At 69.7% G+C, this 25753-nt stretch carries 17 protein-coding genes; 10 read left to right on the top strand and 7 right to left on the bottom strand.

The features are described from left to right. Positions 1–3: 3 nt before the first annotated feature. Both OPU70_RS06205 and OPU70_RS06200 read right to left on the bottom strand, forming a co-directional pair. Positions 4–909 carry a carbohydrate ABC transporter permease gene (locus OPU70_RS06205; protein ID WP_498557349.1) on the bottom strand — a complete coding sequence of 302 codons (906 nt, stop codon included), beginning with the start codon at positions 907–909 and terminating at the stop codon, positions 4–6. A gap of 69 nt (positions 910–978) precedes the next feature. Then, the gene (locus OPU70_RS06200) at positions 979–2274 is read right to left on the bottom strand and encodes an ABC transporter substrate-binding protein (protein ID WP_498557348.1); all 1296 of its coding nucleotides are present in this window, start codon (positions 2272–2274) and stop codon (positions 979–981) included. Between the two features lie 190 nt (positions 2275–2464). Here OPU70_RS06200 and OPU70_RS06195 point away from each other — a divergent pair, with 190 nt between their 5' ends. After that, positions 2465–3487 carry a LacI family DNA-binding transcriptional regulator gene (locus OPU70_RS06195; RefSeq protein ID WP_367824267.1) on the top strand — a complete coding sequence of 341 codons (1023 nt, stop codon included), beginning with the start codon at positions 2465–2467 and terminating at the stop codon, positions 3485–3487. 37 nt (positions 3488–3524) lie between these two features. On the opposite strand, the gene OPU70_RS06190 is transcribed toward OPU70_RS06195, so the two are convergent. Next, the gene (locus OPU70_RS06190) at positions 3525–4370 is read right to left on the bottom strand and encodes an NAD-dependent epimerase/dehydratase family protein (protein WP_042541414.1); all 846 of its coding nucleotides are present in this window, start codon (positions 4368–4370) and stop codon (positions 3525–3527) included. A 57-nt stretch (positions 4371–4427) separates the two neighbouring features. On the opposite strand from OPU70_RS06190, the gene OPU70_RS06185 reads away from it, so the two are divergent. The 5 genes from OPU70_RS06185 to OPU70_RS06165 all read left to right on the top strand — a co-directional run bounded on the left by OPU70_RS06185 (position 4428) and on the right by OPU70_RS06165 (position 10581). Beyond that, entirely contained in the window at positions 4428–5444 is a 1017-nt protein-coding gene (locus OPU70_RS06185) for a LacI family DNA-binding transcriptional regulator (protein WP_498557347.1), read from the top strand. A 217-nt stretch (positions 5445–5661) separates the two neighbouring features. Beyond that, entirely contained in the window at positions 5662–6381 is a 720-nt protein-coding gene (locus OPU70_RS06180) for an L-ribulose-5-phosphate 4-epimerase (protein ID WP_079113620.1), read from the top strand. After that, the gene (locus tag OPU70_RS06175; protein ID WP_498557346.1) at positions 6378–8009 is read left to right on the top strand and encodes a xylulokinase; all 1632 of its coding nucleotides are present in this window, start codon (positions 6378–6380) and stop codon (positions 8007–8009) included. The genes OPU70_RS06180 and OPU70_RS06175 overlap by 4 nt, the downstream gene beginning before the upstream one ends. 89 nt (positions 8010–8098) lie before the next feature. Next, the gene (araA, locus tag OPU70_RS06170) at positions 8099–9622 is read left to right on the top strand and encodes an L-arabinose isomerase (RefSeq protein WP_042541418.1); all 1524 of its coding nucleotides are present in this window, start codon (positions 8099–8101) and stop codon (positions 9620–9622) included. Then, positions 9622–10581, top strand: a complete 960-nt coding sequence (locus OPU70_RS06165) for an aldose 1-epimerase family protein (protein WP_498557345.1) — start codon at positions 9622–9624, stop codon at positions 10579–10581. The genes araA and OPU70_RS06165 overlap by 1 nt, the downstream gene beginning before the upstream one ends. A 113-nt stretch (positions 10582–10694) precedes the next feature. Here the strand turns inward: OPU70_RS06165 and OPU70_RS06160 are convergent, their stop codons facing one another. After that, a complete protein-coding gene (locus tag OPU70_RS06160; RefSeq protein WP_455903691.1) occupies positions 10695–11360 on the bottom strand; it encodes a type 1 glutamine amidotransferase domain-containing protein in 666 nt (221 codons plus the stop codon). 94 nt (positions 11361–11454) lie between these two features. Between OPU70_RS06160 and OPU70_RS06155 the strand changes: the two genes are divergently transcribed. Beyond that, positions 11455–12354: a LysR family transcriptional regulator gene (locus tag OPU70_RS06155; RefSeq protein ID WP_042541420.1), complete on the top strand. Its 900-nt coding sequence runs from the start codon at positions 11455–11457 to the stop codon at positions 12352–12354. A gap of 129 nt (positions 12355–12483) precedes the next feature. Here OPU70_RS06155 and OPU70_RS06150 read toward each other — a convergent pair whose 3' ends face one another. After that, positions 12484–13071, bottom strand: coding sequence for an antibiotic biosynthesis monooxygenase (locus OPU70_RS06150; protein ID WP_042541421.1), 588 nt, complete (start codon positions 13069–13071; stop codon positions 12484–12486). A 200-nt stretch (positions 13072–13271) separates the two neighbouring features. Here OPU70_RS06150 and OPU70_RS06145 point away from each other — a divergent pair, with 200 nt between their 5' ends. Both OPU70_RS06145 and pulA read left to right on the top strand, forming a co-directional pair. Next, positions 13272–14456, top strand: a complete 1185-nt coding sequence (locus tag OPU70_RS06145; protein ID WP_498557344.1) for a thiolase family protein — start codon at positions 13272–13274, stop codon at positions 14454–14456. A 498-nt stretch (positions 14457–14954) separates the two neighbouring features. Beyond that, positions 14955–20987 (top strand): pullulanase-type alpha-1,6-glucosidase, encoded by a 6033-nt coding sequence (gene pulA / locus OPU70_RS06140; protein ID WP_498557343.1) that lies wholly within the window; start codon positions 14955–14957, stop codon positions 20985–20987. Between the two features lie 57 nt (positions 20988–21044). On the opposite strand, the gene OPU70_RS06135 is transcribed toward pulA, so the two are convergent. Continuing rightward, entirely contained in the window at positions 21045–22010 is a 966-nt protein-coding gene (locus OPU70_RS06135) for an aldo/keto reductase (RefSeq protein WP_498557342.1), read from the bottom strand. After that, positions 22010–24070 (bottom strand): beta-galactosidase, encoded by a 2061-nt coding sequence (locus OPU70_RS06130; RefSeq protein ID WP_498557341.1) that lies wholly within the window; start codon positions 24068–24070, stop codon positions 22010–22012. The genes OPU70_RS06135 and OPU70_RS06130 overlap by 1 nt, the downstream gene beginning before the upstream one ends. Before the next feature lie 170 nt (positions 24071–24240). Between OPU70_RS06130 and OPU70_RS06125 the strand changes: the two genes are divergently transcribed. Then, positions 24241–25743: a CoA-acylating methylmalonate-semialdehyde dehydrogenase gene (locus OPU70_RS06125; protein WP_042541425.1), complete on the top strand. Its 1503-nt coding sequence runs from the start codon at positions 24241–24243 to the stop codon at positions 25741–25743. Positions 25744–25753 lie beyond the last annotated feature (10 nt).

The following is a 25753-nucleotide window of genomic DNA, read 5'->3' as shown; positions in this document are numbered from 1 at the left end:
AGCTCAGTTCTCATCCGTGCGGCGGAACGCGCGCAGCTGGAAGACGTTGATGACGATGAGCGCGAGCAGCACGATCACCGAGAGGGCGCCCGCGATGCCGAGGCTGTTCTGCCCCTGGAAGGCGACGTTGTAGATCAGCTGCACCACGGTCATGGTGCTGTTGTCGGGGCCGCCTTTGGTGAGGATGTAGAACTGCTCGAACGCCAGCAGCGACCCGGTCACGCACATCACGGTCGTGAGGGCGAAAGTCGGCTTGAGCAGCGGCACCGTGATGTCGCGGAACGTCTGCCAGCGGTTGGCGCCGTCGATGCGCGCGGCCTCGTAGACGTCGTCGGGGATGCCCTGCAGCCCCACGAGCATCAGCAGCATGTAGAACCCCGCGTAGCGCCAGACGATCAGGAAGATCGTCGACCACAGCGCCCCCTCGGGGGTGCCGAGGAAGGTGATTCCCCACGACTTCATGAGGTTCGCGAACGGACCGGCGATGGGGGAGTACAGCACGTAGAACAGCAGCGAGGCGGATGCGAGGCCCAGGGCGCTCGGGATCAGGAACGCCGTGCGCAGGAGGCCCTTCCACCTGGTGGATTCCTGCACGAGGAGGGCCAGGCCGAGTCCGAGGCCGATCAGGATGACCGTCGTGATGACCGTGTAGAGCAGGGTGAAGCGGATCGAATCCCAGAAGAGACGGTGCATGACGGCATCCGTGTAGTTCTCGGGGAAGTTGATGCCCTGGTTGCCGCTCAGCAGCGGCCAGTCGGAGGCCGACATCTGCACCACGAGCACGAGCGGCACGATGAACAGCAGGGCGACGAAGATCGCCGTCGGGGCCGCATACAGCAAGCCCTGCACCGGGCCGCCGAAGGCGGTACGCGGCCGGCGGCGACGCAGCGGAGGTGCGGTCGAGGTCATCTCGGTCTCTTTCGATCGGGGACTGGCGAGGTGGATGCGGGGGCGGTGCAGTGCCGCCCCCGCGGCGGATCACTGCGACAGGATCGCGGTGATCTCCTCGTTGTCGGCCTGCACCGAGTCGTCGCCGTTCAGCACGGCGTTGCGCACCAGCGTGAGCCAGGGGCTGCCCGGAGCGTTGAACGCCTGCTGGAAGTTCAGCGCCACGGGGGTGTCGCCCTGGGACGCGACCTCGTTGATCGTCACCAGGCGAGGGTCGGCCGCGGCGTACTCGTTGTCGGCGAGGTCACCCCGTGAGACGGCGTTGCCGTCCTTCGCGAGGACCTCGACCTGCGCCTCCTCCGACATCATCCAGTTGAGGAAGTTCCAGGCCTGCGCGGCCTTCTTCGAGTCCTTCGAGATGCCGATGCCGTCGCCGCCGACGAACGTCGAGGCGCCGCCGTCGACACCGGGGATGCCGGCGACACCCGCGTCGAACTCGAGGGAGGGGAGCAGCGTCGCCGGGAACGGCATCACGCCGACCTTGCCCTCGCTGAACGCGGCGGTCCAGGTGGGGCCGGCCTCATCGGTGGAGGAGGGGAGGATCGCCCCGGCATCCTGCAGTTCGGTCCACGTGTCATAGACGGCCTGCGCCGAGTCGCCGTCGAGCAGGGATTCGGTGCCGTCCTCGTTCATGACCTCGTCGCCGGATGCCCAGATCGAGGGGAACCAGGTGAAGACCAGGCAGCCGCCGCAGTTGAGGCCGGTCGCCGTGCCGTAGGTGTCGGGCTTGTTCAGCGCCTGCACGGCCATGGCCGCCTCGGCGAACTCTTCGAGTGTGGCGGGTGCCTTCTCGGGGTCGAGGCCTGCCTCGGCGAACAGCTCCTTGTTCCAGAACAGCATCGAGAGGTCGAGCGCGAAGGGCAGCACGTACTCGGCGCCGTCGACCGTGCCCGCCGAGAGGTGACCGGGGTTGATCTCGTCCTTGAAGTCGAGCGCATCGATCTGCTCGGACATGTCCTGGAACAGGCCCTGCTGCGCCCAGTTGGGCACGTAGACGATGTCGGCGGCGAACAGATCGGGCAGACCGCTGGAACCGGCGGCGGCGCCGACCTTCGCGACGTAGTCGTCGTTGGGGACGACCGTGAGCTCGACCTGGTTCTCGTGGCCGGCGTTGTAGGCGTCGACCAGCAGCTCGGCCTGGCGCTCGATGGGAGCGCGGGTCCACAGCGTGAGTGTCGTGCCGTCATCGGTGCCTTCGGCAGGGATGGGTTCGTTCGACGCCTCGTCAGCGGCGGGTGCACAGGCGGCGAGGCCGCCGACGAGCAGGCCGGCCGCGACGACGACGGCTGCTGCCCGGCGTGCGGCGTGTGTACGGGTGGTGTTCATGGGCGGGGGCTCCTCTGGGCTCGTCCTCGAGCGGGTGCGGTGTGGCGCTTCGACAGTGCAGCGCCGGGTGTGGAGATGAGGTGGAGATCAGGTTCTCCGAAATCTACGAAAACCCTTTCGAAAGGTATAGCGTGGTTTCAGCGGGGGCGTCAACCCTTGTTCCGATAACCTTTCAGCAACAGGGGGAGTGATGAGCGACACGAATGCAGCACGGGCGGTGACCCTCGGTGATGTCGCCGCGCGCGCCGGAGTGTCGATCTCGACGGCGTCGAAGGCTCTGAACGATCGAGGCGATGTCTCGGCCGCGACGCGCGCCAAGGTGCGGGCGATCGCCGAAGAGCTGTCCTTCACGCCCAACGCCATGGCTCGGGGTCTGCTCGCCGGGCGCACCGGCACCGTCGGCCTGCTCACCAGCGACCTCGAGGGTCGCTTCATGATCCCGATCCTGATGGGCGCCGAGGACGCCTTCGGCGCCGGCCGCATCAACGTCTTCCTGTGCGATGCGCGGGGCGACGCGATCCGTGAGCAGCATCATCTCCGCGAGCTCCTGAGCCGCCGGGTCGACGGCATCATCGTCGTCGGCCGACAGACGGATGCTCGACCCTCGCTCGGGCAGGAGATCCCCGTGCCGGTCGTCTACGCGTACGCGCCGTCCGACGACCCTCGCGACCTGTCACTGACTCCGGACAACTACGCGGGCGGACGACTGGCGATCGAGCATCTGCTGGCGTGCGGGCGTCGGCGCATCGCACATATCTCGGGCGACCCGACGTATGCCGCAGCTCAAGACCGCCTCGCCGGGGCCAGGGCCGCCCTCGCCGAAGCCGGCCTCGAGCTCGTCGGCGAGCCGATGTTCTCGGAGTGGACGGAGCACTGGGGGCGGGACGCCGCGGCGATGCTGCTGCACCGGCATCCCGACATCGACGCCGTGTTCTGCGGCTCTGACCAGATCGCTCGCGGCGTGCTCGACTCGGCGCGGGATCTCGGACGCACCGTTCCCGACGACCTCGCGGTGATCGGCTATGACAACTGGGAAGTGCTCGCGACGAACGCGCGGCCCGAGCTCACCAGCATCGACGCCAACCTGCAGCAGCTGGGGCGTCAGGCGGCGCTTCGGGTGTTCGACGCGATCGACGGGATCGACATCGGGGAGGGGTCGCACCATCTGCCGGTGCGCCTGGTGATCAGAGGATCGACCATCGCCCGGCGCTGAGCCGCCCTCTCCTGCCGACCGTCGGTCGCGTCTCCGGTCAGACGTGGTCGCGCCAGGAGTGCTGCGGGTCGAAGCCCAGGATGCGGCGGGCCTTGTCGATCGACAGCAGCGTCTCGTTCGGGCCGAACTCGCGCGCGACAGGGACGTCGGGGAAGACCTCGGCGAGCAGCTCGGTATTCGGACGCGACATGACCGTGTCGGCGGCCGCGATGATGAAGTTGTCGAACCCGGGGGCCGCGACCTCGAGCGCGCGCTCCACGGCCTGAGCGCCGTCGCGGGCGTCGATGTAGCCCCAGAGGTTCCACTTGCGGCGCGACGCGTCGGAGTCGAAGTCGGGGAACTCGGCGTAGTCCTCCGGGTTCATCACGTTCGAGAACCGCAGCGCCGTGATCGAGAGGTCGGGATGCCAGCGCACGAGCTCCCTCGCCAGCTGCTCCTCGAGCGTCTTGACCAGCGAGTACACCGATTCGGGGCGGGCGGGGTAGTCCTCGTCGACGGGCACGTAGGGCGGAGGCACGTCGAACGGCAGGCCGAGCACGGTCTCGCTCGACGCGTAGACGACGCGCCGGATGCCGAGGCGCACCGCCGCCCAGAACACGTTGAACGTGGCGGGCATGTTGTTGTGGAACGTGGCGACGTCGCTGCGGATGCCGGGGGCGGGGATCGCGCCGAGATGCACGACGGCATCGATGCCCTCGTGTCGATCGCCGACGGCCGTGAAAGCGTCCACGACCTGGCCGTAATCCGTGAGGTCCACCTGCACGAAGTCCGGGCCGCGGACCCCGGCGACGTCCATGCCGATGACCTCGTATCCGTGGGCGCGGAGTTCCCGCGCGACGACGCTGCCGAGCTTGCCCGATGATCCCGTGAGTGCGATGCGCATGTCACCAGAGTGGCACGAAGAAGAGTCGCCGGGGCCGCTCGGCATACACTCGTCGGCGTGAGTGACACGAGCAGCGAGCCCCGTCGCACTGTCGGCGTGCGTGACGTCGCCGTGCTCGCCGGGGTCTCTCGGCAGACGGTGTCACGGGTGCTGAACGACCACCCCGAGGTCGCCGCCGAGACCCGCGAACGGGTGCTCGCCGCGATGACCGAGCTCGGCTACCGCATGAACAACGCCGCCAGGGCACTGGGCACGCGGCGCTCCCGCACGCTCGGTGTGCTGGCCACCGACGCCCTGCACTATGGGCCCTCGCGCAGCATCGCCGCGCTCGAGGCCGCAGCCCGCGAGGTCGGCTACTGGCTGAGTGCGGCCTTCGCGGATGCCGGAGACGCCGACGCGGTCATCGCCGCGGTCGACCACCTCGTGATGCAGGGCGTCGAAGGCATCGTCGTCGTCGCCCCGCACGCCCACACCCTCGATGCGCTCGACGAGCTGCGCATCGGCGTGCCGGTCGTCACGCTGCACGCGGCCGACCGAGGAGCCCGCGGCCTCTCGGTCGACCAGGCCGCGGGAGCCAGGCTCGCCGTCGCGGCGCTCGCCGACGCGGGGCACACGCGCATCGCGCACCTGGCCGGGCCCGCCGACTGGCTCGAAGCAGAGTCCCGCACACAGGGATTCGCAGACGAGCTCGCCGCGCGTGGGCTCGCCGCCGGCCCCGTGTTCGAGGGCGATTGGACAGCAGGCTCGGGCTACGCGGCTGTCGACGCCGTGCGGAAGTCGGGCCTGACGGCTGTGTTCGCGGCCAACGACCAGATGGCGCTCGGGCTGCTCGGCGGGCTGCATGAGGTCGGGCTCTCGGTGCCGGGCGACATCAGCGTGGTCGGTTTCGACGACACCCCGGATGCCGCCTACTACTGGCCCAAGCTGACGACCGTGCGACAGGACTTCTCCGAGCTGGCGCGCCGTGCGGTGGCGGCGGTGCTGGCGGACAGCGACGGAGCGCCGGCATCCGATCTCCCGCCCGTGGCTCCCGTGCTCGTGACCCGGGATTCGGTCGCCCCGCCCCGGGGGTGACCTGCCCCGCCGGGGTGCGACGGGTTCACAACTCAGCATGAACGCCCCCTCACGGTCGCCGAATCCGCGTGATTCCGGCGCCGACGACGTGACGCCGACGCGCTCGTGCTGAATTGTGAACGGCCGACCACCGAGCTGTGTCCCTTGACCGGCCCCGCGACCCCGTGACACACTTCTGTGACCGGTCACAGTGACCACCGCCGACCCTGAGGTACCCGTGAGCAACGAAGCCCCCGTCTTCTCCGCCGAGATCGACGCATCGATCCAGGCCGTCCGCGAAGATGTCGCCCGCCTGCACGCCGAACTGGTCCGCAACGGCCTCGTCGTCTGGACCGGCGGCAACGTCTCCGGCCGCGTGCCCGGCGCCGACCTGTTCGTCATCAAGCCGTCGGGCGTGAGCTACGACGACCTCGCCCCCGAGAACATGATCCTGTGCGACCTCGACGGTGCCGTGATCGCCGGAACCGCCGGCAGTGAGCGCGCGCCCTCGAGCGACACCGCGGCCCACGCCTACGTCTACCGCCACATGCCCACCGTCGGGGGCGTCGTGCACACCCACTCGACGTTCGCCGTCGCCTGGGCGGCCCGCGGCGAGGAGATCCCGTGCGTGATCACCGCCATGGCCGACGAGTTCGGCGGTCCGATTCCGGTGGGCCCGTTCGCGATCATCGGCGACGACTCGATCGGTCGCGGAATCGTGCAGACCCTCAGCGGCCACCGCAGCCGCGCGGTGCTCATGCAGAACCACGGCCCCTTCACGATCGGAGTCGACGCGAAGGATGCCGTGAAGGCCGCCGTCATGGTCGAGGACGTCGCCCGCACCGTGCACTACGCCCGTGAGGCGGGCCCCCTCATCCCGATTCCGCAGGAGGCGATCGACAGCCTCTTCCACCGCTACCAGAACGTCTACGGACAGAACTCGGACGCCCGACGATGAGCGACACGACCACCACGCCCGACACGACCCGCACCGCAGCCCGCGACGACATCCTCGCCGCCCGCACGAGCCTCGGCATCGAGCTCGGCTCCACGCGCATCAAGGCGTGCCTGATCGGATCGGATGCCACCGAGGTGCTCGCCACCGGCTCGTTCGCATGGGAGAACCGGCTCGAAGACGGCCTCTGGACGTACGCGATCGACGAGGTCTGGGCCGGACTCCAGGCGGCCTACGCCGCTCTCGCCGCCGACGCGGAGAGCCGCCACGGCGTGCGTCCCGAGACCTTCGGCGCGATCGGCATCTCGGCGATGATGCACGGCTACCTCGCGTTCGACGCGCAGGGCGAGCTGCTCGTGCCGTTCCGCACCTGGCGCAACACCAACACGGGTGCCGCGGCGGCCGAGCTGACCGACCTGCTCGGCGTCAACATCCCGCTGCGCTGGTCGATCGCGCACCTGCACCAGGCGGTGCTCGACGGCGAGGCGCATGTGCCGCAGCTCGACTTCGTCACGACCCTCGCCGGGTACGTGCACGAACGGCTCACGGGCGAACGGGTGCTGGGCGTAGGCGACGCCTCCGGCATGTTCCCGATCGACTCGAGCACCGGCGACTACGACGAGCGGATGCTGCAGGCATACGACGCCCGCGCCGCCGACCGCCTTCCGGCGACCGCACGAGACCTCTTCCCGACAGTGCTCCCGGCCGGAGCGGCCGCAGGCTCCCTCACCGCCGAGGGCGCAGCGCTGCTCGACCCCAGCGGTGCGCTGAAGCCCGGCATCCCGCTCTGCCCGCCCGAGGGCGACGCCGGCACCGGCATGGTGGCGACCAACTCGGTGTCTCCTCGCACGGGCAACGTCTCTGCGGGGACGAGCATCTTCGCCATGGTCGTGCTCGAGCGACCGCTCACCGAGGTGCACCACGAGCTCGACCTCGTGACCACGCCGGCCGGCGACGCCGTCGCCATGGTGCACTGCAACAACGGTGCCAGCGAACTCGCCGCCTGGGCCGGTCTCTTCACCCGCTTCTCCGCGGCAGCGGGGCAGCCGCTGAGCGACGACGCCGTCTTCGACGCGCTGTTCCGCGAGGCTCTCGACGGTGAGGCGGATGCCGGTGGGCTGCTGGCGTACAACCACCTCGCCGGCGAGCCGATCGCGGGTCTCACCGAGGGGCGTCCGCTGTTCGTGCGCACGCCCGGCAGCGCCTTCACGCTCGGCAACTTCATGCGCTCGCAGCTCTACGGCGTCTTCGGAACGCTCGCGCTGGGGATGCAGGTGCTCACCGCCGAGGGCGTCGAACTCGACCGCATGTTCGCGCACGGGGGCATGTTCCGCACGGCCGGGGTCGCGCAGCGCTTCCTCGCCGGAGCGCTGGGTGCTCCGGTCGCTGTCGGGGAGCTCGCCTCCGAGGGCGGCGCGTGGGGCATCGCCGTGCTCGCGTCGTACCTCGCGCACGCCGAGTCCGCCTCGCTGGGCGAGTACCTCGAACGCGACGTGTTCGCGACGGCATCCCTCTCGGTCGCCGACCCCGACCCTGCCGACGTCGCCGGCTTCGCCGCCTACCTCGATCGCTACCGTGCCGGCCTCGCCATCGAGGCCGCCGCAACCACCGCTCTCCGTCCCGGTCGCTGAGCGCGAGGAGCGAGGCGAAGCGCGCACCTCTTCGCGTTTCGTCTCGGTGCTTCGCTCCTCGCTCAACGACCGAATATGAAAGGCCTCTCATGACCCGCACCCCGCTCACCACCTCGCTCGACGGCTACGAGGTCTGGTTCCTCACCGGCAGCCAGCACCTCTACGGCCCCGAGACGCTCGCCCAGGTCGCCGACCAGTCGCAGCAGATCGCCCGCATCCTCGACGAGGCGGGCGAGGTTCCCGTGAAGATCGTCTGGAAGCCGGTGCTGACGGATGCCGCCGCCATCAAGCGCACCGCGCTCGAGGCGAACGCCGACGACCGGGTCATCGGCCTGATCGCGTGGATGCACACGTTCAGCCCCGCCAAGATGTGGATCGCCGGTCTCGACGCGCTGCAGAAGCCGCTCGCGCACCTGCACACGCAGGCGAACGTCGAGCTGCCCTGGGCGGACATCGACTTCGACTTCATGAACCTGAATCAGGCCGCGCACGGCGACCGCGAGTTCGGCTACATCCAGACGCGCCTCGGCGTGCCGCGCAAGACCGTCGTCGGTCACGCGAGCGACCCGCGGGTGCGTCAGGAGATCGCGACGTGGCAGCGTGCGGCCGCCGGCCTCGCGGCCTCCCGCTCGCTCAAGCTCGCCCGCTTCGGCGACAACATGCGTTACGTCGCCGTCACCGAGGGCGACAAGACCGAGGCAGAGCTGCGCTTCGGCGTGCAGGTCAACACCTGGGGCGTGAACGATCTGGCGGATGCCGTCGCCGCGGCATCCGACTCCGAGATCGACGCCCTCGTGGCCGAGTACGAGGAGCTGTACGAGGTCGTGCCGGAGCTGCGCCGCGGTGGTGACCGCCACCAGTCTCTGCGCGACGGGGCCGCGATCGAGATCGGTCTGCGGACGTTCCTCGAAGAGGGGGGCTTCGGCGCCTTCACCACGTCGTTCGAAGACCTCGGCGCGCTGACGCAGCTGCCCGGTCTCGCGGTGCAGCGCCTGATGGCCGAGGGATACGGCTTCGGTGCCGAGGGCGACTGGAAGACCGCGATCCTCGTGCGCGTCGCGAATGTGATGGGTGCGGGGCTGCCCGGTGGGGCGAGCCTCATGGAGGACTACACCTACGACATGACCCCCGGCGACGAGCTGATCCTCGGCGCGCACATGCTCGAGGTCTCGCCGTCGCTCACCACCGCGAAGCCGACGCTCGAGATCCACCCGCTCGGCATCGGCGGCAAGGACGACCCGGTGCGCCTGGTCTTCACCGCCGACCCCGGCCCCGCGATCGTCGTCGCGCTGAGCGACATGCGCGACCGGTTCCGCCTCACCGCGAACGTCGTCGAGAACGTGCCGCCGCGCCAGTCGCTGCCGAAGCTCCCGGTCGGCCGCGCTGTCTGGAAGCCGCAGCCCGACTTCACCACGAGCGCCGCCGCGTGGCTGACCGCCGGTGCCGCGCACCACACCGTCATGTCGACGGCCGTCGGGCTCGAGGCCTTCCGCGACTTCGCCGAGATGGCCGAGGTCGAGCTGCTCGTGATCGACGATGCGACCACCCTGCCCGAGTTCCAGAAGCAGGTGCGCTGGAACCAGGCTTACTACCGACTGGCTCAGGGGCTGTGATGACCGACGTCTCCTCCGCCGCCGTCGATGTGGCGACCGCAGCGCGACCGCGCTCGGGCCGGCAGCTGCGCATCGCAGGTCACGGCTACGAGGCCGTGATCGCGAGCGTCGGCGCATCGCTGCGTGTGCTCACGTTCGAGGGGCGCGATCTGGTCGTGCCGTTCGACGCCGACGAGGTGCGGCCCGGATACCGCGGCACCACCCTCGCGCCATGGCCCAACCGCATCGTCGACGGCCGCTACACGTTCGGCGGCGCCGAGCAGCAGCTGGCGCTCACCGAACCCGCCCGCGGCCAGGCGCTGCACGGCCTCCTCGCGTGGGCGGAGTTCGAGGATCGCCTCGTGCTCGACGACCGCGTCGTGCTCGCGGCCGTGATCGAGCCGCAGACGGGGTACCCGTTCCGCGTCGAGGTCGAGACCGAGTACCGCATCGACATCGACGGGCTGCGTCAGACGGTGACCGCGCGCAACCTCGGGGCGGATGCTGCACCCTGGGGCACCGGACCGCATCCCTATCTCGTCGCCGGCCCCGAGGGCCGGGTGGACGACTGGACGCTCACGCTGCCGGCATCCGAGGTGCTCACCGTCACGCCCGACCGGTTGAACCCGGTTGCTCTCGAGGCCGTGGCGGAGCATCCGGAATGGGACTTCCGCGCAGCGCGCCGCATCGGCGACGTCTTCATCGACCACGCCTTCACCGGTCTCGCCCGTGACGGCGGAGTCGCCGAGGTGCGGCTCGTGACGGATGCCGGAACCGGCGTCGCGATGACGTTCGACGAGCGCTGCCCGTGGGTGCAGGTGCACACGGCCGACAACCCGGGGATCGATGCGATCCACCGCATCGGCCTCGCGGTCGAGCCGATGACCTGCCCGCCCGATGCCTTCAACTCGGCGACCGACCTGGTCGTGCTCGAACCGGGCGCCACGCACGCCGCATCCTGGCGGATCTCCGCCGTCTGAGTCGCTCGGCGGCCGCCGGGCGGGCTCCCGCGGCGTGAGTGGTCACAAGCGCATCCGAACGAGCTGTGTCAGGTGCGTTTCTGACCACCCACGCGCGCGCGGACGGCGCGGCGTCAGGCGAGAGCCGCGACCAGCGCCTGGGCGGCGGATGCCGACGACTGCGGGTTCTGTCCGGTGATGAGCAGGCCGTCGACGATCGTGTGATCGCTCCAGGGATCGGTGACCTCGACGTCGGCGCCGAGACCGCGCAGCGCGGTCTCGAGAAGGAACGGCGCGCGATCGGCGAGTCCGCCGATGCGCTCCTCCTCATCGGAGAAGCCGGTGATTCGGCGCCCGGCGACCAGGGGCTCGCCAGCGGAATCGCGTGCGGGAAGCAGAGCGGCGAGACCGTGGCACACGGCGGCCAGCGGGCGGCCGCCGGCGACGGTCGCCGAGATGAGCGCCGCCGAGTCGGCATCCACTGCGAGGTCCTGCATCGGGCCGTGGCCGCCCGGGTAGTAGACGGCCGCGTAGTCGGCGGCGTCGACGTCGGCGAGCACCAGGGGAGTGGTGAGCCCCGGGATCTGCGCGAGGGCCGCGGCATCGCCTTCGCCGAGGCTCGACGAGTCGGCCACCGGCTCGACACCGCCGGGAGTCGCGAAGACGACGTCATGACCTGCTGCGGTGAGCAGTCGGTATGGGGCGAGCAGTTCTTCGGCCCAGTAGCCGGTGGGGTGCTCGGTGCCGTCGGACAGGGTCCAGGTGCGGGCGCCGGTGACGACGAAGAGGACGGATGACATGGATGCTCCCAAGGGGTCGGACGACGGATGCCGTGCGGATGCGGTATCCGGGACAACCGCGAGGATCGAGAACCGATTCCGATAGATTGCCGATATGAGCAATCGGAATTCCGATGGGCTGCAGGACCTCGGGCTGTGGCGCACCTTCCTCGCCGCGCACCGGTCGGGGTCGGTGTCAGCGGCGGCGCGCACACTCGGCCTCGCGCAGTCGTCCGTGACGACGCAGCTTCAGGCGCTGGAGGAGAGCGTCGGCGAGCCGCTGTTCGTGCGCCATGCCCGCGGCATCCGCCCGACGCCGCGCGCCGACGAGCTCGCAGCCCGGCTCTCCGGTCCGCTCGACGCGCTGGCGGATGCTCTCGGCACCCGCCCCGCCGCCGAACCGCCGATCGTGCGACTGGGTGGCGCCGCCGAGTTCCTGGCCAGCGTCGCCGCGCCCGCTCTCGCCCCCGCTGTGGCAGACGGGATGCGGCTCGCGGTGACCACCGGCCTGGCCGACGATCTGCTCGAGCAGCTCAGGGTCGGCAGCCTCGACCTCGTCATCTCGGCGGTGCGTCCGCGCGGGCGGGGGCTGCCGTCCGTGCCGTTCTTCGACGAGGAGTTCGCACTCGTCGCGGCACCGGCGCTCGGCATCGCGCATTCCCCCGTCCTCACGCGGGACGCTGTCACCGACGTGCCCCTGCTGGCCTACGACCGCGACGTGCCGATCCTCCGCCGGTACTGGCGGCATGTCTTCGGCATCCGTCTCGACCGCGAACCCGCTCTCGTCTTCCCGGATCTGCGTGCGCTCGCCGCCGCTGCCGTCGCCGGAGCGGGCGTCACCGTGCTGCCGACCTACCTGATCGCCGACGAGCTCGCCGACGGGAGGCTCGTCGACCTGCGTCCGACCGACGACCCGCCGATCAACACCCTGCACCTCGTGCGACGACCGGGGCCGCTGGCCGAGGGGGTCGCGGTGGTCGAGCAGGCGCTGCGCGCCGCCGTCGCCGACCTCTGACCTGCCGCCCTCAGCCTGCCGCCCTCAGCTCGCGCGATGGCGTGCGTGGTCGAAAGCGCATCCGAAACGGCGGTTTCCGGTGCTTTTTCGACCCCGCAGCCCGCCCGGACCGCCGCCGAGCCGGCCGCCTCAGCGGTTGAGCCAGTGGCGCAGCGTGCGCGTGACCCAGGGCAGCACCCAGTAGGTCATGATCGGGGTCAGCACGACCGTCGTCGCGAGCACCCGCAACCAGATCGGCAGCTCGTTCCAGCCGGGGATCGGGCTCATCGCGTAGGTGAAGGCGAGGTTGAGCGGGAAGAACCCGAGCCAGATCGACACGGCCTGCTTCCAGCGCGGGGGAGTGCTGACCATCGCGACCGTGGTCGTCGAGCCGTCGGCCCGAGGGAGGGTGATCGTGTCGGTGGTCGGCTCGTCGAACCATCCCTCGATGCCGCTGCGGCGGCGCACGCGCTCGCTGCGCACGAACTGCTCGCCGGTCGACTTCCACCACTCGCGCTCGCCGGACTGCTCCCAGGCGACGAGCGACTTCTCGTCGGAGAAGCGGTAGAGCATGTGCCAGACGTGCGAGTCCTCGCCGTCGCGCACCCATCCGGATCCGAGGAAGCCGGGGTACCGGTGCGCGAGGTTCACGCCGGTCTGCACCCAGGCAGTGGCCTCGGCGACATGCTCCGGGTCGAGCTCGCGGCGGATGGAGACGGTGATGGGTTCGCTGGACATGGTGGGTCCTCGGAGAGTGCGGTCGCCCGGATCACGGGCGCCTCGACGGTGGGGGATGCGCCAGGGTGCGGGCGCACCAACGATTGTATTTCGGATGCCGGGGGCCGCCGTCCGTTTTCGCGGCGCGCGAAGACGTCATCTCACCCATCCGATGCCGCCGTCCGGCGACTCGGCCCCGCGACAGGGTGAGAATAGGAGGCATGAGCACGCGCAGCGAAGCCGTCCTGGTCGATGTCGTCCGCACCCCCGTCGGGCGGGGCAAGCCGGGCGGCGCCCTGTCGGGTGTGCATCCCGTCGATCTGGCGGCGGGCGCGTTGGGCGCGATCCTCGAACGCAACGGTCTGGAATCGCGGCAGATCGACGACGTGCTGCTCGGCTGCGTGAGCCAGGTGGGCGATCAGTCGTCGAACATCGCCCGTCAGGCCGTGCTCGCCGCGGGCTTCGACGAGTCGATCCCCGCCACGACGATCGACCGTCAGTGCGGGTCGAGTCAGCAGGCGGTGCACTTCGCCGCGCAGGGGATCATGGCCGGGGCTTACGACGCGGTCATCGTCGGAGGTGTCGAGTCGATGAGCCGCGTGCCGCTCGGCTCGTCCGCAGCCGGCGGAAGCCCGATGTCGCCCCGCCTGCGTGAGCGCTACCCCGAAGGCCTCGTGAACCAGGGCGTCTCGGCCGAGCTCATCGCCCAGCGCTGGGGCCTCGATCGTGCTGCACTCGATGACTATGCGGCAGAGTCGCATCGCCGCGCGGCGGATGCCTGGGGGAGCGGCTTCTTCGACCGCACGATCATCCCGGTCACCGAGGCGCCGGATGCCGCGGTCGACGAGACCGTGCGCGCCGGTACGACGGCCGAAGGGCTCGCGGGGCTGAACCCGGCGTTCCGCACCGACGCGCTCGCCGCGCGGTTCCCCGAGGTCGATTGGAGGATCACGCCCGGCAACTCGTCACCGCTCACCGACGGGGCATCCGCCGCACTGTTGATGAGCGCAGAGCGTGCCGACGCGCTGGGGCTCACGCCGCGTGCGAGGTTCCACGCGTTCACGGTGGTCGGAGACGACCCGCTGATGATGCTCACCGGGCCGATCCCCGCCACGCGGCGCATCCTCGAGCGCACCGGACTCACGATCGACGACCTCGACGCCTACGAGGTCAACGAGGCGTTCGCGTCGGTGCCGCTCGCCTGGGCCGCCGAGCTCGGGGCAGACGCCGCGAGACTCAACCCACGCGGAGGAGCGATCGCCCTCGGGCACGCTCTCGGCTCGTCGGGCACCCGCCTGCTCGGAACCCTCATCGACCAGCTCGACGCGGTCGGCGGACGATTCGGCCTGCAGACCATGTGCGAAGGCGGCGGCATGGCGAACGCCACGATCATCGAGCGCCTCTAGCCACGGCATCCGGGACTCGCCCCGGCATCCGCACCGGCATCCGGCATACCCGTGCCGAGTCGATGCGCGCCAGCCGAGTCCAGATCCGGTGAATTCGGACGTGCGGAGCGCACACGGACGTGCGGAGCGCCCGCACGCAGACGGACAAGACAGAGAAGACCCCCGCCGACCCGATTCGACGGGGGTCTCTTCGGGAGCAGACGCTCACCGTAGGCGCGGATGACGTGACTACCCGATCCGGTCTGAGTCTGTGTCCGCGCATGTGCAGTTGTAGTCGGCGAAGGTGTCCGGACGGTGAACGCGGCGAGAAATCCTCGTCGTCCGAGATTCGCCACTCTGGAAGCGTTTGCGACTTTCGACCAGCACCGCCCCGCGCACCCCTGACTTTTCGCCACAGCACTCCTGCAAGCGCTTGCAGTCCGGAGCGACGCCCTGCTAGCTTCACTCGCAAGCCCTCGGGCACGTCGTCGTGTCCGCCCGCCATCCAGGGAGCATCACTTGTTCAAGCCGGCTCGGTCGAAGACGACCGCCTCACGTCCGCTCGCCCTTCTCGCCGCCGCCGCGCTCGTCGTCTCGGGGTTCGGCGCTGCCGGCACCCTGGGCGCACCACCCGCTTCCGCCGCCGATCGAACCGTGGCCCTCGTGGGATCGCTGCAGTCCGAACTCGGCTGCGCTGCCGACTGGGCGCCCGACTGCGCCGAGACCGAGCTCGAGCCCACGGGCGCCGAGGGCGTCTACTCCGCCGAGTTCGAGGTGCCGGCGGGCACCTGGCAGTACAAGGTCGCGCTGAACGACGGCTGGGACGAGGCGTACGGCCTCGACGGCGGCGCCGACGACATCCCCCTCACGGTCGCGGGCCCGACGACCCTGCGCTTCACGTTCGACGACACCCTCAAGCGGGTGGGTCTCGAGGCGACCGAGTTGCGCGGCGGCTACACGGCAGACGACGACGCGCTGGTCGAGAGCCCGGCACGTCAGGCAGGAGCCGGCGAGCAGTTCTACTTCGTGATGACGGATCGCTTCGCGAACGGCGACACCTCCAACGACGCCGGCGGCCTCGAGGGCGATCGGCTCACCACCGGGTTCGACCCCACTGACAAGGGCTTCTACCAGGGCGGCGACATCGCCGGCATCCGCGACAACCTCGACTACATCGAGGGCCTCGGCACCTCGGCGATCTGGCTGACGCCCAGCTTCGCCAACAAGCCGGTGCAGGGCGAGGGTGCGAACGCCTCGGCCGGATACCACGGCTATTGGATCACCGACTTCACGCGCATCGACCCCCACCTCGGCACCAACGAGGAGCTGCAGGCGTTGATCGCCGACGCGCACGCCCGCGGCATCAAGGTGTACTTCGACATCATCACCAACCACACCGCCGACGTGATCGACTACGCCGAGGGCCAGTACTCCTACATCGACCAGGCGACGAGTCCCTACACGGATGCCGCGGGCACGGCGTTCGACCCGGCCGACCACGCGGGCACCGGCGGCTTCCCCGAGCTCGATCCGGCGACCAGCTTCCCGCACACGCCGGTGGTGGCCGACAGCGAGACCGACGTCAAGGTGCCGGCCTGGCTGAACGACCCGACGCTCTATCACAACCGCGGCAACTCGACCTGGTCGGGCGAGTCGGTCACCTACGGCGATTTCGACGGACTCGACGACCTGATGACCGAGCACCCGACCGTCGTCAACGGCTTCGTCGAGGTGTACGACAAGTGGATCGACCTGGGCATCGACGGCTTCCGCATCGACACCGTCAAGCACGTGAACTTCGAGTTCTGGGAGAAGTGGACAGCTGACGTCCTGGACTACGCGCATGAGCAGGGCAACGACGACTTCTTCATGTTCGGCGAGGTCTACGACGCCGATCCGGTGAAGCTCGCGCCCTACGTGCGCGACACCGACATGAACTCGATCCTCGACTTCACCTTCCAGTCCTCCGCCGTCAGCTATGCGTCCGGCAACTCGGCCAAGGGCCTGCAGTCCCTCTTCGCGGGCGACGACCGCTACACGACACCCGATTCGTCGTCGACCGCCCTGCCCACGTTCCTCGGCAACCACGACATGGGGCGGGTCGGATCCTTCCTGCAGTCGACGGATGCTCCGCTGCAGCGCGACGAGCTGGCGCACGAGCTCATGTTCCTCACCCGCGGCCAGCCCGTCGTCTACTACGGCGACGAGCAGGGCTTCACGGGCGCCGGCGGCGACAAGAACGCCAGGCAGTCGCTGTTCGCCACCCAGGTGGCCGAGTACGCGGACCAGAACCTCATCACGGGCGAGCAGGCAGGCTCCGTCGACCGCTACGCGACGGATGCCGCGCTCTACGAGCACATCGCCGCGCTGTCAGAGCTCCGCGAGTCGAACCCGGCTCTCGGCGAGGGCGCGCAGATCGAGCGCTACGCGGCGTCCGGCGCAGGCGTCTACGCCTTCTCGCGGGTGGATGCCGACGACAAGGTCGAGCACCTGGTCGCGGTGAACAACGCCACGACCGCGCAGACGGTCGACCTCGCCACGCTGACCGCCGACGCCTCCTACGAGGTGCTCTACGGTGACGCCGCACCCCTCACCACGGATGCCGGCGCCGCCGCCTCGATCACGGTGCCGGCCCTGTCGGCCGTGGTCTGGAAGGCCGACTCCACCGTCACGGCGCCGACCGAGGCGGCATCCGTCTCGGTGTCCGCGCCGGCCGCCGGCGCCGGCGTCTCAGGTCAGTCCGCCGTGCAGGCCGACATCGCCGACCAGTGGGCGCAGACCAGCTTCGCCTGGCGCGTCGTCGGCTCTGACGAGTGGCAGGCCCTGGGCACGGCGGAGGACACCGATCCGCGTGTCTTCCACGACATCCGCGATCTCGCGAACGGCACGCTCCTCGAGTATCGGGCGGTGACGACCGACGCCGCCGGCAATCACGCCGCCGCCTCGACCTATGCCTCGGTCGGCAACGCGGTGACGCTCGAAGTGGGCGAGGAGCCCGAGTCGCCGATCGACATGGTGACGGTGCCAGGCAGCCTCAACTCCGAGATGGGCTGCGCGGGCGACTGGGATCCGGCGTGTGAGAAGGCGAAGCTGACCCTTCGTGCCGACGGCGTGTGGGAGGGGACCTTCGACCTGCCGGCGGGCGACTACGAGTACAAGGCTGCGGTGAACGGCAGCTGGGCGATCAACTACGGAGCGAACGGTGTGCCGGACGGCGCGAACGTCACTCTCGCCCATGCGGGCGGGCCGATCACCTTCTACTTCGACCCGCGCACGAACATCGTGCAGTCCACGGCAGACGGCCCCATCGTGACGCTGCCCGGCTCTCTGCAGGACGAGCTCGGGTGTGCGGCCGACTGGTCGCCCGACTGCCTCGGCACCCTGATGGCCGACGGCGACCGCGACGGCGTCTACGAGCTCTCGACCGCGGATCTGCCGACCGGCGCCTACGAGCTCAAGGTCGCGCACGGCCTGAGCTGGGCCGAGAACTACGGAGCCGACGGAGTGCCCGACGGCGCGAACATCTCGTTCAGCGCCACCGAGGGCACGGTGACGTCGTTCCGCTACACGCTGGCGACGCACGTGCTCGAGGTCGGCAGCGACACCCCGCAGCTCCCCGGCGTCGGCGAGCAGCGCGCGCACTGGGTCGATGCCGAGACGATCGCATGGCCGGCCACGCTCGGGTCCGTAGAGAGGACGGCCTTCCAGCTCTATCCCTCGGCAGACGCGTCACTCGCCGTGGTCGACGGCGAGGTCGCGGGAGCGGAGCCGATCGCGCTCGACGTGATCGACGGGGGTCTGACCGATGAACAGCTCACCCGATTCCCGGCGCTCGACGGCTACCTCGCCCTGCGGGTGACGGATGCGGATGCCGCGGCGCTGCTGCGCACGCAGCTCGCGGTCGCCCAGCGTGACGAGGCAGGAGCGCTCACCGCGTTCACCGGCGTGCAGATCGCGGGTGTGCTCGACGACGTCTACGCGGCTGCACTCGACGACGTCGATCTCGGTGTGACGTTCTCGGGCAAGAACCCGACGTTCCGGCTGTGGGCGCCGACCGCGCAGAGCGCGACGCTGCTCACCTGGAACGAGGGTGCCGAGGGCGACCCCGTGCGCCACGAGGCCACATGGGATGCCGCGTCGGGTGTGTGGTCGGTGAAGGGCAAGAAGGATCTCAAGGGCGACGAATACCTCTGGGAGGTCGTCGTCTACGCTCCGACCACCGGGGCCATCGAGACGAACCAGGTCACCGATCCGTACTCGATCGCCCTCACGCGGAACTCGCAGCGTTCGGTCGCCATCGATCTCGACGACAAGGCCTGGCAGCCGAAGCAGTGGCAGAAGACGCCGTCGCCGATCGTGGAGCGGGCGGTCGACCGCGCGATCTACGAGCTGCACATCAGGGACTTCTCGATCAGCGACGAGACGGTTCCGGCTGCGGAGCGAGGCACCTACCTCGCCTTCACCCGTGACAGCGCAGGCACCGATCAGCTCACGCAGCTCGCGGATGCCGGCATCAACACCGTGCACCTGCTGCCGTCGTTCGACATCGCGTCGATCGAGGAGGACAGAGCGGTGCAGGCGATGCCTGACTGCGACCTCGCCTCGTTCGGCCCCGCCGATTCGGCGCAGCAGGCGTGCATCCAGGCGGTTGCCGATGCCGACGGATTCAACTGGGGCTACGACCCGTACCACTACTCGACGCCCGAGGGCTCGTACGCGGTCGATGCCGACGGCGGGGCGAGGGTCAGCGAGTTCCGGTCGATGGTCGGCGCGCTGCACGACATGGACCTGCAGGTCGTCCTCGACCAGGTGTTCAACCACACCGCGGCATCCGGTCAGGCCGAGAAGTCGGTGCTCGACCAGGTGGTTCCCGGCTACTACCACCGGCTCAATGCGGCGGGCGGCGTCGAGACCTCGACGTGCTGCCAGAACGTCGCGACCGAGCACCTCGCTGCAGAGAAGCTCATGGTCGACTCGATCGTGACCTGGGCGCGCGACTACAAGGTCGACGGCTTCCGGTTCGACCTCATGGGGCACCACTCGACGACGAACATGCAGGCGATCCGTGACGCGCTCGACGCGCTGACGCTCAAGAAGGACGGCGTCGACGGATCCGCGATCCACCTGTACGGCGAGGGCTGGAACTTCGGCGAGGTCGCCGACAACGCCCTGTTCGAGCAGGCCACACAGGGCCAGCTCGGAGGCACGGGCATCGGGACGTTCAACGACCGGCTGCGCGATGCCGTGCACGGCGGCAGCCCGGTCGATGCCTCGTCGACGTTCCGGCAGGGGTTCGGCACGGGTCTCGGAACCGATCCGAACGGCGATCCGATCAACGGCACCGTCGAGCAGGCGCTCGCCGACCTCGGGCACGAGACCGATCTGGTCAAGCTCGGGCTCGCAGGCAATCTGCGCGACTTCACGTTCACGACGAGCGACGGCGCAGTGACGGCCGGAGAGGCCATCGACTACCGCGGCTCGGCGGCGGGCTATGCCGACCAGCCGGACGAGACGATCAACTACGTCGACGCGCACGACAACGAGACGCTCTACGACCTCTCGGTTCTCAAGCTGCCGGTGGACACCCCGATGGCCGACCGCGTGCGCATGAACACGCTGGAGCTCGCGACCGTGACGCTCTCGCAGTCTCCGTCGTTCTGGCACGCCGGCACCGAGCTGTTGCGGTCGAAGTCCCTCGACCGCAACAGCTACAACTCGGGCGACTGGTTCAACCGCATCGATTGGACGGGTCAGGAGTCGACCTTCGGCTCCGGGCTCCCGACAGCCGCCGACAATGAGGAGAAGTGGCCGATCATGGCGCCGCTGCTCGCCGACCCCGCGCTCACGCCCGCCCCCGCCGACATGGCGGCAGCCGAGGCATCCGCTCTCGACCTGCTGCGCATCCGCGACGAGGTCGACCTGCTGCGTCTCGGCTCGGCCGAGCTGATCCAGCAGAAGGTCACGTTCCCGAACGGCGGAGCGGGCGCAGCGCCCGGCGTGATCCTCATGCAGATCGACGATCTGGCGGGTCCCGATGCCGACGCAGAGCTCGACGGAGCACTCGTCGCGTTCAACTCCTCGCCCTCGCCGGTCACGCAGACGGTGACCGGCTTGGCCGGGCGCTCGTTCGCACTGACGCCGGCCCAGGCGAACGGAGCGGATGCCGTGGTCAAGACCACCACCTGGGACGCCGCGACCGGCACCGTGACGATCCCCGCCCGCTCGGTCGCCGTGCTCGTCGACGACCAGGTGCAGCCGATCGACACCCGCGTGCGTGCCACGTCGGACACTCTCGTGAAGGCGGGCAGGAGCGCGACCGTGAAGGTGACCGTCACCGCAGACGACGGCAGCGCCCCGGTGGGAACTGTGACGGTGCACGACCGCGGCAAGGTCGTCGCCACGATCGAGCTGACGCCGGCTGACAAGGGCAGGGCCACGGTCTCGGTGCCGAAGCTCGGGCGGGGGATCCACCTGCTCACGGTGCGATTCGACGGCACGGAACCGTGGCAGGACTCGCGCGGTTCGCGCAGTCTGCCCGTGATCGTCTACTAGAACGAGGAGACCGGATGCCGGGCTCATGTCCCCGGCATCCGGTCTTCGTGCGGCTCGCTACCAGGCGTAGGCCTCGGGAGCGGTACCGCCGGGACCCGGCCAGATGCGGTCGAGCTCGGCGAGCGTCTCGGCATCCAGCGTCACGTCGAGCGCCTCGACGGCCGAGTCGAGCTGGTCGATCGTCCGCGGGCCGATCACGGGAGCGGTCACGGCCGGCTGGTGCAGCAGCCAGGCGATCGCGACGACACCGGGGCGGATGCCGAGCTCGGCACAGAACGTCTCGTAGCGCTCGATCGCAGGACGACGGTCGCCGAGCGCGTCGAGACTCGACCGGGAGCGATCGGTCTTCTGGAGCACCCCGCCGAGCTGTCCGCTGGCCAGCGGCGACCAGGGCAGCAGCCCCATGCCGTACTGCTCCGCGGCGGGCACGACCTCGAGCTCGACGGTGCGCTCGGTGAGGTTGTAGAGCGACTGCTCGGTCACCGGGGCCGGATAGCCGGATGCCGCCGCGATCTCGTGCACGCGCGCGAGGTGCCAGCCGGCGAAGTTCGAGCTGCCGAGATAGGTGATCTTGCCCTGCTCGCGCAGCGTCGCGAAGGCGCTGAGCGTCTCGTCGAGCGGCACCTCGCGGTCGATGTGGTGCATCTGGTACAGGTCGATGCGGTCGGTGCCGAGTCGCCGCAGCGATGCGTCTACCGAGGCTCGGATGTGCACAGCCGACAGACCCCGATCGTTCGATCGCGGGCCCATCACGCCGAACACCTTGGTGGCGACGATCAGGTCGTCGCGGGTGCCGCGGTCCTTCATCCAGCGTCCGAGGATCTCCTCCGACTGCCCGGGGTGGTCGCCCCACCGGCCTCCGCCGTAGACGTCGGCGGTGTCGATGAAGTCGATGCCGGCCTCGACCGCGCGATCCAGGATGGCGCGCGAGGCCTCTTCATCGATCACGGGACCGAAGTTCATGGTGCCGAGGGCCAGGCGGCTCACTCGAGCGCCGGCTCGTCCGAGACGGGTGTACTGCATCAGCTGTTCTCCTTCTGCGAGTGGTGCGGTGGTGGCGAGTCGCTCGTGTCGATGAACGCCCATCCGAACGCGCCGAGCTCGCGGCGTGCATCGGTCGAGCCCGTGAGCACATCGGTGCCGATCACGTCGACGCCGATCGGCTCGGCGCTGTGGTTGATGACGGTGAGGATACTGCCGCGGCGCGCGATCTCGACGTGCCCGGGGAGCCCGAGGATCTCGGCGGCGACCCCGGCCTCGGAGGCGAGCCAGCCCAGCACTGCGGTCATGCCCGCATCGTCGGGGATCGTCGCGAGGTAGAAGCCGTTCCCGGCACCTGCCCGCTTGCGAGTGAAGGCCGCGCGCCCCGCGGTGCGACCCTCGGTGAAGCGGCCGAGCACCTCGGCATCCTGCACGATCAGCTCTTCCGCGAAGTACTGCCCGACGATCCGGCCCGCTGGTCCCTCGAGCGGTGCCTCCGACTGGCCGGGCCCGTCGGGCACGGCGTGGCTCGCGACCTCTCCGGCCGAATCCGCCGAGCGCACGGACTCGGGCGGCACGAGCGCCCCGAAGTCCTCGAGCGCGACTCCGAGAACATCCCGCAGCGAGACGATGAACCCGCCCTCGCGGAAGGCGTCGTCCTGGTCGACCACGTCGCTGAACGCCGAGATGAAGAGGTTCCCGCCCTGCTCGACATAGGCGGACAGATTGGCCGCGCCCTCGTCGCCGAGCAGGTACTGCTGCGGTGCGACGACGAGCGAGTACGCGCTGAGGTCGCTCGTGGTGTTCACGATGTCGACAGCGAGGTTCTGTCTGTGCAGTGCCGCATGCCAGCGGTGCGCGAGTGTGAGGTAGTCGAGCGCGATCGGGTGGTCGCGGCCGTCGATGGCCCACCAGTTCTCCCAGTCGAAGACGAGCGCGATCCTCGCCCGCGACGAGACGTCAGGAAGGTCGGGCAGCTGGGCGAGCTGACCCCCGAGCTCTGTGACCTCTCGCCAGGTGCGGGTGTCGAGCCCCGCCTGCGGCACCATCGCCGAGTGGAACTTCTCGCTGCCCCGGCGCGACTGCCGCCACTGGAAGAACATGATGCCGTCGGCGCCGCGCCCGACCGCCTGGGCGCTGATCGCCGCCATCTGGCCGGGTGCCTTCGGGGCGTTCGTCGGTCGCCAGTTCAGGGCGTTCGTCGACTGCTCGGTGAGGATCCACGGCACGCCGGGCTTCAGGCCGCGCATCAGCTCGCGCGCGAACGCCGCCCCGCGGAACGACTCGGGGTCGTTGGGGTCGGGGTAGTTGTCGTCGCTGATCACGTCGACCTCGGCGGCCCACTTCCAGTAGTCGGCCGGCGGGAACGCGCCCATGAAGTTCGTGGTGATCGGCTGGGTGGCACCCGAGGCGCGGATGATGTCGCGCTCCATGACGTACAGCTCGAGCAGGGTGTCGGAGGTGAAGCGCTTGAAGTCGAGCACGCTCGTCGGATTGATGCTGTACGGCGCCTTGCGCGGCGGCAGGATCTGCTCGAACGCCGTGTAGCGCTGCGACCAGAAGTCGGTGCCCCAGGCGTGGTTGAGGGCGTCGATCGTCGAGTACCTGCGGTGCAGCCACAGCCGGAAGGCGTCGCGCGCCGAGTCGGAGTAGTCGTAGTGCAGATGGCAGCCGTACTCGTTGTTGACGTGCCACAGCACGACGGCCGGATGATGCGCATAGCGCTCGGCGAGCGCCGTGACCAGCTCGGCGGCCAGGCGGCGGTACACCGGTGACGAGGGGGCGAAGGCCTGTCGGCTGCCCGGCCAGAAGGTCGAGCCGTCGGCATCCTGGGGCAGCATCTCGGGGTAGGCGGTCGTGGCCCACGGGGGAGGGGATGCGGTGGCGGTGGCGAGGTCGACCTGGATGCCGCCCTCGTGCAGCAGCCCGATGATCTCGTCGAGCCACTCCCAGTCGAACTCACCCTCGGCGGGCTGGATGCGCGACCACGAGAAGATGCCGAGGCTCACCATCGTCACGCCCGCTTCGCGCATGAGCCGCACGTCTTCGGGCCACACCTCTCGTGGCCACTGCTCGGGGTTGTAGTCGGCGCCGTAGTGCATGGGTCTCCAGGGTCGAGGTCGATGACCGGTCCTGACGACCCTACTCGGGAAGCGCTTTCCTGGAAAGAGCACGACCCTGGGGGTTGCGATACAAGGACGCCCTAGTAAATCGACGGATCCCGAAGTACCATCGTCATAGTGCCAACGACGGCGCGAAGGGACATCGCACAATGACTCGTACCATTCCCCACTTCCTAGGCGGAAAGCACCTCACCCCAGAAGGGGGCCGCTTCGCCGACGTGTTCGATCCGAGCACCGGATCCGTCCAGGCGCGCGTGCCGCTGGCCTCCGCGGGCGAGGTCGCCGACGTGATCGCGAACGCCGAGGCCGCGCAGGTCGAGTGGGCCGCGACGAACCCCCAGAAGCGCGCTCGCGTGCTGCTGCGATTCCTCGATCTGGTGCAGCGCGAGATGCAGTCGCTCGCCGAGCTGCTCGCGAGCGAGCACGGTAAGACCGTCGACGACGCGAAGGGCGACATCCAGCGGGGCCTCGAGGTCATCGAGTTCTCCGCGGGGGCTCCGCACCTGCTCAAGGGCGAATACTCGACCGGCGCCGGTGCGGGAATCGACGTCTACTCGATGCGGCAGCCCCTCGGCGTCGTCGCGGCGATCACACCGTTCAACTTCCCCGCCATGATCCCGCTGTGGAAGGCGGGGCCCGCGCTGGCCGCCGGCAACGCCGTGGTGCTCAAGCCCAGCGAGAGGGATCCCTCGGTGCCTGTGCGCATCGCCGAGCTGTTCCTCGAGGCAGGACTCCCCGCCGGCGTGCTCAACGTCGTGCACGGAGACAAGGAGGCCGTCGATGCCCTGCTGACCGACGACCGCATCCGGGCCGTCGGCTTCGTCGGCTCGACGCCGATCGCCGAGTACATCTACTCGACGGCCGCCGCGCACGGCAAGCGCGCGCAGTGCTTCGGCGGTGCCAAGAACCACATGATCGTGATGCCCGACGCCGATCTCGACCAGGCCGTCGACGCGCTGATCGGCTCGGGCTACGGCTCGGCGGGCGAGCGCTGCATGGCGATCTCGGTCGCGGTGCCGGTGGGGCAGGAGACCGCAGACGCTCTCGCCGCCAAGCTCACCGAGCGTGTGGCGCAGCTGCGCATCGGACCGTCGCTCTCAGCCGACGTCGACTACGGGCCGCTGGTCACGCGCGCTGCCGTCGAGCGGGTCGAGGGCTATATCCAGCAGGGCGTCGACGAGGGCGCGACGCTTCTCGCCGACGGGCGCGGGTTCTCCGTGCCGGGGCACGAGCAGGGCTTCTATCTCGGCCCCACGCTGTTCGACCACGTCACCACCGACATGGCGATCTACCGCGAGGAGATCTTCGGCCCGGTGCTCGTGATCGCCAGGGCCGCCGACTACGAGGAGGCGCTGCGCATGGCATCCGAGCACGAATACGGCAACGGCGTCGCGATCTTCACCCGCGACGGCGACGCCGCCCGCGACTTCGCCGCCCGCGTCGAGGTCGGCATGGTCGGTGTGAATGTGCCGATCCCCGTGCCGATCGCCTATTACACGTTCGGCGGGTGGAAGCGCAGCGGATTCGGCGACCTCAACCAGCACGGCGCCGACGCCTTCCGCTTCTACACGAAGACCAAGACCGTCACGAGCCGCTGGCCGTCTGCGGGGATCCGCGACGGCGCGAGCTTCGTGATCCCCACCATGCACTGACGATTCTTGT

It is taken from the genome of Microbacterium sp. SWDP-B6 (genome assembly GCF_059803615.1).
This window is presented reverse-complemented; position numbering and strand designations above follow the sequence as displayed.